A 13,100-nucleotide genomic window follows, 5' to 3' on the forward strand; every position below is an offset into this window, starting at 1 on the left:
AGTCGGGGAATGTCCGACCTCCGCGCCGCTGAAGTCCCGACGCTGTCCGACGTCATCGCGGTGCTCGATGCCGCGTATCCGCCGCGGCTCGCGGAAGGGTGGGACTCCGTAGGGCTGGTGTGCGGCGATCCCGCGGACCCCGTCAGGACGGTGTTCTTCGCCGTGGACGCCACCGAATCCGTGGTCGACGAGGCACTCGAGGCCGGTGCCGATCTGCTGGTCGTGCATCACCCACTGCTGCTGCGCGGGGTCGACACGGTCGGTGCGCACACCCCGAAGGGCGCGCTGATCCACCGCCTCATCAGAGCCGGGTGCGCGCTGTTCACCGCGCACACCAATGCGGACTCCGCCCAGCCGGGTGTGTCCGACGCTCTGGCCACACTGCTGGGTCTCGAGAACCTGACGCCGCTCGAGGAGAAGACGGCCGGCGGCGTCGACAAGTGGGGTGTGCACGTTCCCGTCGGCGACGCGTTCACCGTGCGTGAGGCCATGTTCGCCGCCGGGGCAGGAGCGATCGGGGACTACCGCGAGTGCAGTTGGAGCACCGAGGGGGTCGGCCAGTTCCGGCCGGTGGACGGTGCGCAGCCCGCGATCGGGACTGTCGGCACCGTCGAGTTCGTCGAGGAGGCGCGCCTCGAGATGGTGGCACCGCGCGGTGCGCGCGCCCGCGTCCTGGCTGCACTGCGAGCGGCCCACCCGTACGAGGAGCCGGCGTTCGACGTCGTGGAGTCGGTCGACCTTCCCACCGGCTGCGGCCTGGGGCGCGTCGGCACGCTCGCGGATCCGATCACCCTGCGCGAGTTCACGTCACGCGTCGCCGACAGGTTGCCGGCCACCGCCTGGGGCATCCGTGCGGCCGGTGACCCCGACTCGACGGTTCGCACCGTGGCGGTGTGCGGAGGATCGGGCGATTCGATGCTCGACGCGGTCACCCGTGCCGGTGCCGACGTGTACGTGACGTCCGACCTCCGACACCACGTCGCCGACGAGCACCTGCGGGCCGGTGGACCCGCGCTGATCGACGTCGCGCACTGGGCGGGGGAGTTCCCGTGGTGTGCGCAGGCGCAGTCACTGCTGGACGAGAGGTTCGGCTCGGCCGCGGGCTGGCGCACGACCGTCGCGACGAGGCGGACCGACCCATGGACCATCGGGGCAGGTGCGGAGGCGCGCGCGCACCCGTCCGGTGCATAGTCGCCGTCGATACCGGGACGGGCCGGTGCTGGCGGTAGCGTGACACGCGTGAACGTCGACCCGAAGATCCAGCTGAAGCTTCTCGACCTGGCAGCCATGGACACCGAACTGGCCCAGCTCGCGCATCGTCGACGCACCTTGCCCGAGCAGATCGAGCTCGACGCACTCGAGCGCGAACGTCTCGACCGCAAGGACGCGGCGGTCGGTGTGCAGATCTCGCTCGACGATCTCGACCGCGACATCCGCAAGCTCGAAGGCGAAGTCGACGCGGTGCGTCGCCGCGAGGAGAAGGATCGCGCCGCGCTCGACTCCGGGTCCGCGCCGGCGAAGCAGCTCAGCGAACTGCAGCACGAACTGGCCAGCCTCGAGCGCCGCCGAGGAATCCTCGAGGACGAGCTGCTCGAGGTCATGGAACAGCGCGAGGCGTCGCAGGCCGACTACGAGCACGCCGGTGCGCGGCTGAGCCAGGCCGAGGATCAGATCATCGACGCGACGCGTCGTCGGGACGATGCACTCGCGGACGTCGACAAGTCGACGGAAACCCGGTCGGCGCAACGTGCCGAGCTCGCCGCCGGACTCCCGGACGACGTGTCCGCCGCCTACGAGAAGCAGCGCTCCCAGTCGGGGATCGGTGCGGCACTGCTGCGCGGTCGCCGGTGCGGCGCCTGCCGGATCGAACTGGACCGCGGGGAGATCTCCCGCATCGCCTCCACCCCTGCCGATGTGGTCGTGCGGTGCTCCGAGTGCAACACGATCCTGGTGCGCACCAACGAGTCCGGCCTTCCCTCCGGCAAGCCCGCCGGCTCGTGACCTCCGTCGTCGTCGAGGCCGACGGAGGGTCGCGCGGCAATCCGGGCCCCGCGGGGTACGGCGCCGTCGTCTGGGACTCCGCTCGCCGGAACGTGCTCGCGGAACGTCGTGAGCATCTGGGAGTGGCCACCAACAACGTGGCGGAATACCGCGGCCTCATCGCCGGCCTCGATGCCGCGCGGGAGATCGGCGCGACACGGGTGTCGGTGCGGATGGACTCGAAGCTGGTGGTCGAGCAGATGTCCGGACGCTGGAAGGTCAAGCACCCCGACATGATTCCGCTGCGCGCCCGCGCGGCCGATATCGCCGAGACCTTCGAGTACGTCGACTACACCTGGATCCCGCGCGCGGAGAACTCGCACGCGGACCGTCTGGCCAACCAGGCCATGGACGGCGAGGACTCGATGCTGACGGGCGGTGAGTCCGCGCCGGCGCCGGTCGCGGAACGTCCTCCGTGGCAGTCGGTGTCGGGCGCTGCGACGCGCACGGTGTTGCTCCGGCACGGGCAGACCGCACTGTCGGTGGACAAGCGGTACTCGGGCCGCGGCAACCCGGAACTGACCGAGCTGGGGCGCGCCCAGGCGGCGTCGGCGGCAGGTCGTATCGCTGTCCTGGGCGGCATCGACGCCATCGTGTCGTCTCCGCTGGGGCGGGCACGCGAGACTGCCGAGGCGGTGTCGCGGAGCACCGGCGTCGCGGTGACCACGCTGGACTCGCTGACGGAGACGGACTTCGGCTCGTGGGAGGGCCTGACGTTCCGTGAGGTGTCCGAGGGAGACCCGGACCTGCACGGCGAGTGGATGAGCGATACGTCGGTGCGGCCGCCCGGCGGCGAGAGCTTCGACGAGGTGCGCGAGCGCGTCCGCGGAGCGCGCGACAGCATCCTGCGCGACTACGCCGGGAAGACGGTCGTCGTCGTCTCGCACGTGACACCCATCAAGACGCTGCTCCAGTTCGGCCTCGATGTCGGGCCGTCGATCCTCTACCGCCTGCATCTCGACCTGGCGTCGATCAGCATCGTCGACTGGTTCGACGACGACGCCGCGTCCGTGCGCCTGGTCAACGACACGTCGTACCTGTGGGCGTGAGGAACGACAAGGGCCTGATCAGACCTGCAGTCCCACCCACAGTGCGACGGTGGCCGCGACGACGGTGATCGGTGTGGTCACCATGCCCACGATCGTGAAGGTGCGCAGGCTGGGCGGTTCGTTCTCCGCGCGAGCCACCCTGCGCCACAACATGATCGCGAGCGACCCCACGTAGGTGAGATTCGGTCCCAGGTTGACGCCGATGAGCATCGCGAGCAGTGCCGGAACCGGGACCGCGCCGGGCACGGAGGTGAGGGCGGCCAGCAGCAGCAGCGTCGCGGGCAGGTTGTTGAGGATGTTCGACGCAACCGCGGCGATGCCCGCGACGGCCAGGAGGGCGAGCAGGGTCGACGACGTCGGGAGGATGTCGGCCACCGCATCGCCCACAGGTCCCTGAGCGAGACCCGCGACGACGACTCCCAGAGCGAACACGAAGACGCAGAACCAGACGTCCAGGGCGCGGAGAATCGACACGGTGGTCGTGCGGCCGCGTCGTAGAGCCGGCACGGCCAGTACCAGCGCCGCCGCAGCCGCGACCCAGACGGGTTCGATGCCCAGTGACCCGCTCACGGCGAAACCGATCAGAGCGCACGCGATCACGCCGAGCGCGAACGTCGGGGTGGCGACGGTCGTCTCGGTGTCGTCGGCGACGTCCTCGAGTTCTTGCCGCAGATCACGGCGGAACAGCCACCGGAACGCCAGGTACTCGAGTCCGATCGCGACGATCCAGGGCGCCGCCATCAGGGCGGTGAAGTGCAGGAACGACAGGCCTGTCGCCGAGAACACCAGCAGGTTGGTCAGATTCGACACCGGCAGCAGCGTGGACGCCGAGTTCGACAGGTGAGCGACCGCGTACGACGACGGTCGCGCCGACATGCCGGCCCGCCGGGCCGCCGCCACGACCACCGGTGTCAGCAGGACCACGGTGGCGTCGAGGCTCAGGACCGCCGTCGTGAGCGACGCGGTGACGAAGACGAGCCCCAGCAGCCGGACCGGGGACGACCGCGCCCGGCGGTGGAGAACCGACGCGATCCAGGTGAACACACCATGGGCGTCGGCAAGATGGGCGAGAGCGAGGATGGCGGCCAGGAACGCGACGGTCGGTGCCAGCTCGGCGGTCTCGTGCAGCGCATCGGTGGTGGACACGACGCCGAGCGCGATGGCGAGGACGGCTGCGGGCACGGCCACGGCGGCCTCGGGCAGCCCGCGAGGCCGGACGATGGCGAAGATCAACACCGCAGCGACCAGCAGCGCGGCCACGACGGTCCGCGCGGTGGAATCGGTGATCACGCGAGGATCTTGCGCAGCGTACGGAGGTTGCGGGTGGTGGTGGTCGACTTGTACGACGGTCGGGCACTGGCCTTGCCGAGGACGCTGCCGAGCGTGTCGCCCTTGACCACTTCCCAGTACAGAACGTGGTGCGGACCGAGGGCGCACCGTTCGACCGTCGCGTCGAGGGAGTTGCCGAGCGCCGCCAACTCGGCGGTGGATGCACCGTCCGTGGAGAACACGACGTAGGGGTGCCGCACCGACTCGTCGGTCTGCCACGGGTAGTTCTCGACGACCTCGGTGAGCTGGTCGACGGTGACGACCACGACCCATGCGTCGTATCCGAACGATGAGCGCAGCACGCCCTCGACGTCGGCGCGGACCTCCGCCGGATCGGTGGTCGTCGCGGTGAGACGGACGTTGCCCGACGCGAGCATCGTGCGGACGTCGGTGTACCCGGCGGCGCCCAGTGCCGTCCTCAGATCGGCCATCCGGATCCGGATCCCTCCGACGTTGATGCCCCGCAGGAGGACGACGAATTCCATGGGCGTGACTCTATGTCCACCCCCGCGAGCACGGCGAAAGTGTCGTGATCAGTGGCCGTTTCGCGGCATTTCCGGCGTACTCGCCGAGGTGTGGGGGCGAGGGTGGAGGTGTCGGAGCAAGGGTGGAGATAGGATGACCGCGCGGACGAGTTGGCCGGGCGGCCGCGGCACGGAGAACTGTCGACCCTGTGCGTCGTCAAGCTCCGAGCCGAGGAAAGTCCGGACTCCACAGAGCAGGGCGGTTGCCAACAGCAACCCGAGGTGACTCGCGGGACAGTGCCACAGAAAAGAGACCGCCGGTCCGTCCTCGGGCGGGTCGGTCAGGGTGAAACGGTGCGGTAAGAGCGCACCAGCACCCCGGGTGACCGGGGTGGCTCGGTAAACCCCGCCCGGAGCAAGATCGAAGGTCGCACCACCGTTCGCGGAGGTGCGGCTGCGCAGGTGCTCGAGGGCTGCTCGCCCGAGCCTGCGGGTTGATCGCTCGAGGTACCCGGCGACGGTGTGCCCAGATGGATGGTCGCCACTCGGGACATGTTCCGAGTACAGGATCCGGCTTACACGCCGACTCGTCCGCACCCTCGACGGCTGATCGGACCCGGACTAGAACATATGTTCGAAGTCCTCTACAGTGGTTCACGGCGGGTCGGCGGTAGGAAACTACGGGAAGCGTCGACCCGCCGCCACGACAATGGCATCCGGCCCATGAACGACGAATGGCCTCTCCCGCGTGCGGGAAAGGCCATGACGTCGAGCGGGAGAATCAGATGGGGTTGATCACCAGAAGGGTGGCCCAGTAGTTCGCTGCGTCGGCTCCTACCAGGGGCAGGAGTTGATCGAACAGGATGGTCGACATGTCGTTCTCCAATCTGAGTGCATCTACAGGTGCACGTCCCCGTGCGTGTCGAGAGATATCGGAAATCATAGCGTTCGGATGGTCGCCGTCGGATATTCGGTCGGCGCGCCGAGTCGGAACGCGAAGTCTGTTCCGAGGCGACCGATCTGGGGCACACTGTCGATCATGAGTGACGACGAGCAGTGGTACTTCCGCGTCAGTGACAAGGCAGTGGTGCAGGGCAAGGATGCCGGAGCCATGGACCGTATGGGTCCGTACCCGGATCGCGCGACCGCGGAGCGCGCCCTCGAGATCGCGGCCGAGCGGAACAAGGCGGCGGACGACGCGGACGACTCCTGGTCTTCGTGAGTCCCTCCGTGTCCCGGAGGCTCCCGACCGTTCGTGCCGCAGGAGTCGACTTCTCGGCCGTACGTGCAGAGTTCGACCTCCCGACCGACTATCCGTCCGACGCTGTGGCCGGAGCGGACTCTCGGCCGAATCGTCGAGACGCCACGGACCTCGAGTTCGTCACCATCGACCCGCCGGGATCCATGGATCTCGACCAGGCGCTGGTGGTGGAACGGACCGCGTCGGGCTTCCGTCTGCTCTACGCCATCGCGGATGTCGCCGCCGTCGTGGTTCCGGGCAGCGCACTCGACGAGGAAGTGCGCCGACGCGGCCAGACTCTCTACCTCCCCGACGACACGGTGCCGCTGCATCCTCGGTCGATGTCGGAAGACGCATCGTCGCTGCTCCCGGATCGTGTCCGGCCCGCCGCGCTGTGGACGATCGACACCGACGACAGTGGCGTCGCCACGTCGTGGACCGTCGAGGCGGCCACCGTCCGTTCGCGGCAACGGTTCACCTACGCCGAGGTCCAGCAGGCCGCCGACGGCGGGACACTGCACCCGTCGCTGACGGCGCTGCCGGATCTTGGGCGTGCCCGGCGCGCACTGGCGGTCTCGCGTGGAGCGATCGAACTGGCGCTACCGGAACAGGAAGTCGTGGCCGACGGCGACGGCTGGCGTGTGGACATCGCGCCGCGTGTCGACGCGGATGCGTGGAACGCCGAGATGTCGTTGCTGACGGGAATGTGCGCCGCGGCCATCATGATCGAGGCGCGGACGGGCATCCTGCGCACACTTCCGCCCCCCTCTCGGTCGGATATCGACGCGCTCCGAGCGGTCGTCCTGGCTCTCGGGCTGCCGTGGCCGGAGGGGTCGACCCCGGGGCAGGTCCTGGCATCGCTGGATCCGGCGGCTCCGTCCACCCTGGCGATCATGAGCGAAGCGACGACACTGCTCCGCGGCGCGGCCTACGTCGCGTTCGAGGGCGAGGTTCCGTCGCAGCCGAACCACTCGGGGATCGGTGGGCCGTACGCGCACGTGACGGCGCCGCTGCGCCGCCGCGTCGATCGCTACGGAACCGAGGTGTGCCTGTCGCATTGCGCAGGGGTGCCGGTTCCGGAGTGGGTGCGTGCCGAGTTCGCGGACCTGCCCGAGGCGATGAAGCGCAGCGACTCGGTGGCGTCCAAGGTGGACAGGGCGTGCATCGACCAGGTCGAGGCGCAGGTGTTGATCGGGCACGTCGGACAGTCGACCACCGCGGTGGTCCTGCGCGGGCGAACCGACAAGCGCCCCGCAGAGGTCTTCGTGCCCGAATACACGGTGATCGGTCCGTGCGACGGTGATCCGGCGGAGGGCACCACCGTCACGGTCGGCATCGGCCCCGTCGACGTGGCATCCCGGACCGTGAGGTTCGCGCTAGTTCGATAGAGCGGACGCGGTGCGCCGCAACTTCTTCCACGCGCGGGGGAGAGGTTCGAGCGCATCGCGGCCCGCGGCCGTCTCGTTCGCGTAGAGGACGCCGAAGGTGAACGTGTCCTCGCCGCGCTCCGCGGCGGACGCTGCCTCGAGCAGCAGGGTGTCGCGCGAGACGGCGCTGTCCTGGTGATCGCCCAGCACGGACTGCACCTTCTTGGCCGACGACGCCACTGCCGACGCTGTGCGATGGAAGCGGCCCGACGGGATCGCGGTGGACGCAGCCTCGGCGGCGTACCGGAGCTTCTTCGCCGCCTTGCGGATGTCGTGGACGGCCTCCTCGTGCTCGGCGCCTGTCAGCGACGATGCCCGTGCTTCCGCCTTCTCGACGGTGCGGAACTGAGCACGGAGAACCTTGCGGAACACCGTGGGAGCCTCGGCGTCGGACGGGCCGACGGTGGGTGCGGCGAGGAGTGCATCGAGGCCGTTCAACAGCGCGAAGTAGCGACGACCGTCCAGCTCACGCACGATCTCCTCGTGGGCGAGCGTGTACAGCCGCTCCTGTGTGCCCACCAGGGACTCGACGATCGGCCCCCGCACAGCGCGGTCCTCGAGCGAGTCGAGCGCCGACCGGTACCGCGCCGCCAGCACTTCGGCATCGCGTGCGGTGCCCAGGATGTCGGCAAGCCATGACAACTCGGACCGAAGTGTGTCCACGGCCTCGCGGTCGAGGAGTTTCCGGTACGACCGCAGCACGCTGCGCAGCCGGCGCGTGGCGACGCGCATGGCGTGAACGGCGTCGTCGGCGTTCTGCCGTACCCGAGGATCGGCGGCGAGGAGGGCGGAGATGTCGTCGGACAACGCTGCCAGCACCGCCGCACCCGCGGTGCCGTCCCGGGCGGGGACCGCGTCCGTGTCGGTGAGCCGGGGGCCGAGTGCGCGAGCGAGCTTCGAGGTCGACGAGGCAGGGTGCGCGCCGTGGGAGAGGAGGTGCTTGCTCACCTTCCGCAGAATCTTGCGATCCCCGTCGAGAAGCTCCACCTCCCACTCGCGCCAGGTGACCGTGACATCGTCGAGAAGGTTGTGGGCGGTGACGGTGTCGTCGCACAGCTCGGCGGCGTTGTCGTGGTGCTTCGTGGACAGGATCGTCACGATCCGGCGTGTCTCGATGGTGGCCACCGGAACGAGCGCCTTCCCGCGCACGTGCGCACTCACCCGCTCGGCCACCTCGGACGGAACACGAGAGTTGTTGCCGCCGGCGGACAACGGGCTCCGCAGTTCGAGGCGCTCGTCCGTGGACACCGGCATCTTCACGTGCCACCCCGCGTCCGAGCTCCCCGTGCGCCGGCGGACCGTGATGCGTCGACGGGCGAGATCGAGGTCGGCGGTATCGAAGTACGTCGACGAAGGATGGGTCGGGTCCGGAGCGGACGACGCGACGATCGACGCACTGCCCGTGAGTTCCGGAACCGGCGTGTCCGTTCCGACGTCGAACTTGGCCTCGATCTCGGTGTGTGCACCGGCGTCACCTGAACTCATGGTGACATCTTTACCACCGAGAGATGAACGATCGGCTCAGCGCAGCGAGTCGGTCGCTTCGACGAGGTGGTGCACGATCCCCGGTTCGGACGCCGAATGCCCCGCATCGTCGACGATGTGCAGCGTGGACGACGGCCATGCCCGGTGCAGATCCCAGGCGCTCGTGGCCGGACACACCACGTCGTATCGGCCCTGGACGATCACCCCCGGGATGTGGGAGATCAGAGTCATGTCGCGGAGCACCTGGTTCTCGTCGAGAAATCCGTGGTGGACGAAGTAGTGATTCTCGATGCGGGAGAACGCGAGTGCGAACCGAGCCTCCGAGGTCTCCTGCACGCGTTCGGGTTTGGGCAACAGTGTGCTGGTGGCGCCCTCCCACGTGGACCACGCGACGGCCGCGTCGAGGGCGACGTCGGAGTCGCTCGAGTGCAGCAGCCGGTGATAGACCTCGACCGGATCGGCGTCGCGTTCCGCGACGGGAATCGGCGCGAGGAACTTCTCCCACAGCTCGGGGAAAAGGTGCCCGGCTCCGCCTCGGTAGTACCAGTCGATCTCCTTCTCCCGCAGGAGGAAGATGCCGCGCAGCACCAGCGCCGTCACGCGCGCCGGGTGTGCCTGGGCGTACGCGAGCGACAGTGTGGAGCCCCACGATCCGCCGAAGACGACCCACGTGTCGATGCCGAGGTGTTCGCGAAGAGCTTCCATGTCGGCGATGGAGTGGCCGGTGGTGTTGACGGAGAGATCCGCGCCGTCGGCCACGTGGGGCGTGGACTTTCCGCAGCCACGCTGGTCGAACAGCACGATCCGGTACGAGGCCGGGTCGAAGTACCGTCGCTGATCGGCGTTGGTTCCGCCGCCGGGGCCGCCGTGCACGAACACGACGGGCTTGCCGTCCGGGTTGCCGCTGACTTCCCAGTGGAGGCTCTGCCCGTCACCGACGTCGAGCATGCCGGTGTCGTGGGCGTCGAGTGCCGGATACAGGGTGCGCAGGGTGTCCGGTGCCGGGAGGTGCACGGTCTACAGCCCGACGAGTCCGGACGCCATGTCCGGGATATCGAGGATGTCGATGACCTGTGTGCGCACATCGGAGCAGGAGTCCGTGGTCGCTGTGTCGACGATCGCCCGATTCTGGACGACGGCAGCGTTCAGCCCGTAGCGCGCCGCCCACGTCTGGACCAGGATGTTCAGTCCACCGCGGCCCACCGTCGGGCCCTGGACACGCCAGTTGGACAGCTGCGCCTCGAGATCGGTGCACAGTGACTGCGCCTGATCGTCGGACACCGTCGGCGCCGAGGGGGCTGCCGACGATGCCGTCGTCTCCGCAGAGGGGGTCGTCGTCGTGGTCGTGGTGGTGCCGCCGCTGCTGCAGGCCGCCAGGGTCAGGCCCGCTGCTGCCAGGGCACACGCAGCGGTGAGTGGAGTTCGCATCGTTGCCATGGCCAAGAGTGTGCCAGCTGCCCGGACCGGCGTCAGAAGCTGTGTTCCTGCGCGGGGAAGGTGCCGGACCGCACCTCGGCCGCGTAGGTGGACGCTGCCGACCGGAGCTGATCGCCGATGTCGCCGAACCGCTTGACGAACTTCGCGGTGCGGCCGCTGGTCATTCCCGCCATGTCCTGCCAGACGAGCACCTGGGCGTCGCATTCCGGCCCGGCGCCGATTCCGACGGTGGGGATGGACAGCTTGCGTGTGACCTGACCGGCGAGGTCGGCGGGCACCATCTCCATGACGACCGCGAAGGCGCCGGCTTCCTGGACTGCGATGGCGTCGGCGACGAGCTGCTCGGACGCGTCGCCGCGGCCCTGCACGCGGAAGCCGCCGAGGCCGTTGACGCTCTGCGGGGTGAAGCCGATGTGGGCCATGACCGGGATGCCGGCGGCGGTGATCGCGGCGATCTGCGGGGCGACACGCTCGCCGCCTTCGAGCTTGACCGCGTTGGCCTGGCCCTCGCGCATGAAGCGGATCGCGGTCTCGACGGCCTGCTGGGGCGAGACCTCGTAGGTGCCGAAGGGGAGGTCGGCGACGACCAGCGCGTTCGGCGCGCCGCGGACCACACCGCGTACGAGGGGAATGAGCTCGTCGATGCCGACATGGACCGTGGTGTCGTAGCCGTAGACGACGTTGGCCGCGGAGTCGCCGACGAGCAGGACGGGAATTCCGGCCTCCTCGAAGATGCGCGCGCTCGAGTAGTCGTATGCCGTGAGCATCGCCCAGCGATCGCCCGAGGCCTTCATGGCCTGGAGGTGATGGGTGCGGGTCTTACGACCGGTGGGCGCAGCACCGTAGAGAGTGGTTTCCGCAGCAGACATTGGTGTCCCTTTCGTCCTCGAGGCCCGCCGTGCGGGTCCCCGGGTTGAGGTGATGACGTATATGAGTCTGCCACCGACCGGGGCAGACAGTGTGCGTGGTCTTGGTCACAGTTCACGGGAGGCCGTGTCCGGTGGTCGTGCCACCATCGAGTGGTGACCCGTCGCCTCGTTCTGACCCTGTCGATCCTCGCCCTGGTGTCGGCTGCCTGCGGCGCCGATGTGGACGGCGTCCCCACGGCGCCGAGCGGGTCGTCGGCGCCGACGACTCAGGACCGCGACGGGCAGCCGCGGACCCTCGATGAATTCCGGGCGCAGCGGATCGAGTGGGGTTCCTGCGACGGGTTCTCCACCGACGGCTCCGAGCTCGATTCCTCTCTGGAGTGCGGCCGCGTCACGGTGCCCCTCGACTACGACGACCCCGCGGGTCCCACCGCGTCGTTGGCGCTGTCCCGGTCGGCGGCGACGGGGGAGCGGATCGGCTCGATGCTGGTGAACCCGGGCGGGCCCGGGGCGTCGGGCCTGTCGACGGCCGGCGTGGCGCAGGGCACCGACGTGGCGTCGTCCTTCGACGTCGTCGGGTTCGACCCCCGCGGTATCGGGGCGTCCACCCCGGCCGTGCGGTGCGACACGCCTGCGGAGTTCGACGCCGAGCGTGCGGACCTCGATGTGGACACCTCGCCCGCCGGTATCGCCGAGACCGAACGCGAGAACCAGGACTACGCGACCCGGTGCGCCGACCGTAACGACCCGGAGTTGTTGGCGCACATGACGTCCGCCGACGTGGCTCGGGACATGGACGTCATCCGCGCCGCCCTGGGCGACGCGCAGTTGACGTATCTCGGGTTCTCGTACGGCACCCGACTCGGGTACACCTACGCCGAGTTGTTCCCGCAGAACGTCAGAGCGATGGTGCTCGACGGCGCTCTCGATCCGGCGGCGAACGCCGCCGACGAGGTGGTGGCCCAGGGCGCCGGTTTCCAGTCGGTGTTCGACGCGTTCGCCGCCGACTGTGCGCGGCGGTCGGACTGTCCGCTGGGTACCGATCCGGCCGGTGCGGTGCGGGCGTTCCGTGCCCTCGTCGATCCCGTCGTGACGTCCCCCGTGGGCACCGAACTCACCGGGGGCGACGGCGAGAGACAGCTCGGCTACGAGGATGCGATCACCGGTGTGCAGCAGGCGCTCTACAGCACCGAGCTGTGGGGTCCCCTGCGCCGCGGGCTCACACAACTCGCCGCCGGGCGCGGCGACATCCTGCTCTCGCTCGCGGACCTCTACAACGGCCGGCTCAGCGACGGCACGTACAGCAACACCAACGACGCGTTCACGGCGGTGCGATGCGTCGACGACCCCCGTGTGACCGACCGTGCGGAGGAGGGATCGTTGGACGCTCGCTTCCGGGCTGCCGCGCCGTTCCTCGACGACGGCCGAGGCAACGGCACGGCCGCACTCGAGCCCTGCGCCTTCTGGCCCGTTCCGTCGCAGGCGGATCCGGGCCCGGTGTCGGTGCCGGGACTGGTCCCGACGGTCGTCGTCTCGACGACGGACGATCCCGCCACCCCGTACGAGGCCGGTGTCGCACTGGCGGCGCAACTGAAGTCCTCGCTGATCACCTACGAGGGAAATCAGCACACCGCGTCCTTCGCCGGAGTGCCCTGCGTGGACGATGCCGTCAGTCGATACCTCGTCGACCTGACGCCTCCACCTGCAGGTCTTCGGTGTTGACGACGGACCTCACAGTCGGCGCCCGGTGACTGTGAGGT

12 protein-coding genes and 1 other RNA gene are annotated in these 13,100 nt (G+C 69.3%); 7 read left to right on the top strand and 6 right to left on the bottom strand.

Annotation, left to right across the window (positions count from 1 at the left end):
* Positions 1 to 9 precede the first annotated feature (9 nt).
* Genes ASG64_RS19480 through ASG64_RS19490 form a run of 3 tightly spaced genes read left to right on the top strand, consistent with a single transcriptional unit; the run spans position 10 to position 3,089 of the window.
* Entirely contained in the window at positions 10 to 1,191 is a 1,182-nt protein-coding gene (locus ASG64_RS19480) for a Nif3-like dinuclear metal center hexameric protein (protein WP_056075705.1), read from the top strand.
* A gap of 48 nt (positions 1,192 to 1,239) precedes the next feature.
* Complete coding sequence (locus tag ASG64_RS19485) at positions 1,240 to 2,001, top strand: zinc ribbon domain-containing protein (protein WP_042575262.1); 762 nt, start codon at positions 1,240 to 1,242, stop codon at positions 1,999 to 2,001.
* Positions 1,998 to 3,089 carry a bifunctional RNase H/acid phosphatase gene (locus ASG64_RS19490; RefSeq protein ID WP_056075710.1) on the top strand — a complete coding sequence of 364 codons (1,092 nt, stop codon included), beginning with the start codon at positions 1,998 to 2,000 and terminating at the stop codon, positions 3,087 to 3,089. Before ASG64_RS19485 ends, ASG64_RS19490 begins: the two co-directional genes overlap by 4 nt.
* Before the next feature lie 18 nt (positions 3,090 to 3,107).
* On the opposite strand, the gene ASG64_RS19495 is transcribed toward ASG64_RS19490, so the two are convergent.
* Together ASG64_RS19495 and ASG64_RS19500 are read right to left on the bottom strand one after the other, a co-directional pair.
* Entirely contained in the window at positions 3,108 to 4,376 is a 1,269-nt protein-coding gene (locus ASG64_RS19495; protein ID WP_056076313.1) for an SLC13 family permease, read from the bottom strand.
* On the bottom strand, positions 4,376 to 4,903 hold the full coding sequence (locus tag ASG64_RS19500; RefSeq protein ID WP_056075713.1) for a DUF1697 domain-containing protein: 528 nt from the start codon (positions 4,901 to 4,903) through the stop codon (positions 4,376 to 4,378). The genes ASG64_RS19495 and ASG64_RS19500 overlap by 1 nt, the downstream gene beginning before the upstream one ends.
* A 146-nt stretch (positions 4,904 to 5,049) precedes the next feature.
* Between ASG64_RS19500 and rnpB the strand changes: the two genes are divergently transcribed.
* The 3 genes from rnpB (at position 5,050) to ASG64_RS19510 (ending at position 7,510) form a co-directional block, all read left to right on the top strand.
* Positions 5,050 to 5,476: RNase P RNA component class A (gene rnpB, locus ASG64_RS20855), an RNA gene on the top strand.
* A gap of 445 nt (positions 5,477 to 5,921) precedes the next feature.
* Positions 5,922 to 6,104 (top strand): hypothetical protein, encoded by a 183-nt coding sequence (locus ASG64_RS19505; protein WP_042575260.1) that lies wholly within the window; start codon positions 5,922 to 5,924, stop codon positions 6,102 to 6,104.
* Positions 6,101 to 7,510, top strand: a complete 1,410-nt coding sequence (locus tag ASG64_RS19510; RefSeq protein ID WP_235579623.1) for an RNB domain-containing ribonuclease — start codon at positions 6,101 to 6,103, stop codon at positions 7,508 to 7,510. The genes ASG64_RS19505 and ASG64_RS19510 overlap by 4 nt, the downstream gene beginning before the upstream one ends.
* Here the strand turns inward: ASG64_RS19510 and ASG64_RS19515 are convergent.
* The 4 genes from ASG64_RS19515 to panB form a co-directional block, all read right to left on the bottom strand.
* Positions 7,499 to 9,034, bottom strand: a complete 1,536-nt coding sequence (locus ASG64_RS19515; protein ID WP_056075715.1) for a CYTH and CHAD domain-containing protein — start codon at positions 9,032 to 9,034, stop codon at positions 7,499 to 7,501. The two genes, ASG64_RS19510 and ASG64_RS19515, sit on opposite strands and share 12 nt — an antisense overlap.
* Before the next feature lie 36 nt (positions 9,035 to 9,070).
* On the bottom strand, positions 9,071 to 9,982 hold the full coding sequence (pip, locus tag ASG64_RS19520; RefSeq protein WP_082518592.1) for a prolyl aminopeptidase: 912 nt from the start codon (positions 9,980 to 9,982) through the stop codon (positions 9,071 to 9,073).
* Between the two features lie 69 nt (positions 9,983 to 10,051).
* Positions 10,052 to 10,471, bottom strand: a complete 420-nt coding sequence (locus tag ASG64_RS19525; protein WP_056075717.1) for a hypothetical protein — start codon at positions 10,469 to 10,471, stop codon at positions 10,052 to 10,054.
* A gap of 32 nt (positions 10,472 to 10,503) precedes the next feature.
* On the bottom strand, positions 10,504 to 11,340 hold the full coding sequence (gene panB / locus ASG64_RS19530) for a 3-methyl-2-oxobutanoate hydroxymethyltransferase (RefSeq protein ID WP_056075720.1): 837 nt from the start codon (positions 11,338 to 11,340) through the stop codon (positions 10,504 to 10,506).
* Positions 11,341 to 11,493: 153 nt separating this feature from the next.
* Between panB and ASG64_RS19535 the strand changes: the two genes are divergently transcribed.
* Positions 11,494 to 13,062: an alpha/beta hydrolase gene (locus tag ASG64_RS19535; RefSeq protein WP_235579624.1), complete on the top strand. Its 1,569-nt coding sequence runs from the start codon at positions 11,494 to 11,496 to the stop codon at positions 13,060 to 13,062.
* Positions 13,063 to 13,100 lie beyond the last annotated feature (38 nt).

Origin of the sequence: Rhodococcus sp. Leaf247, assembly GCF_001426185.1 — a bacterium.
Taxonomy (GTDB): domain Bacteria; phylum Actinomycetota; class Actinomycetes; order Mycobacteriales; family Mycobacteriaceae; genus Rhodococcoides.

What these genes read in the sequence shown, in the direction of transcription:
- ASG64_RS19515 (WP_056075715.1), bottom strand. Translation starts at nt 9,034, where the DNA reads ATGAGTTCAGGTGACGCCGGTGCACACACCGAGATCGAGGCCAAGTTC.
- ASG64_RS19505 (WP_042575260.1), top strand. Translation starts at nt 5,922, where the DNA reads ATGAGTGACGACGAGCAGTGGTACTTCCGCGTCAGTGACAAGGCAGTG.
- ASG64_RS19480 (WP_056075705.1), top strand. Translation starts at nt 10, where the DNA reads ATGTCCGACCTCCGCGCCGCTGAAGTCCCGACGCTGTCCGACGTCATC.
- ASG64_RS19525 (WP_056075717.1), bottom strand. Translation starts at nt 10,471, where the DNA reads ATGGCAACGATGCGAACTCCACTCACCGCTGCGTGTGCCCTGGCAGCA.
- ASG64_RS19500 (WP_056075713.1), bottom strand. Translation starts at nt 4,903, where the DNA reads ATGGAATTCGTCGTCCTCCTGCGGGGCATCAACGTCGGAGGGATCCGG.
- pip (WP_082518592.1), bottom strand. Translation starts at nt 9,982, where the DNA reads ATGCTCGACGTCGGTGACGGGCAGAGCCTCCACTGGGAAGTCAGCGGC.
- panB (WP_056075720.1), bottom strand. Translation starts at nt 11,340, where the DNA reads ATGTCTGCTGCGGAAACCACTCTCTACGGTGCTGCGCCCACCGGTCGT.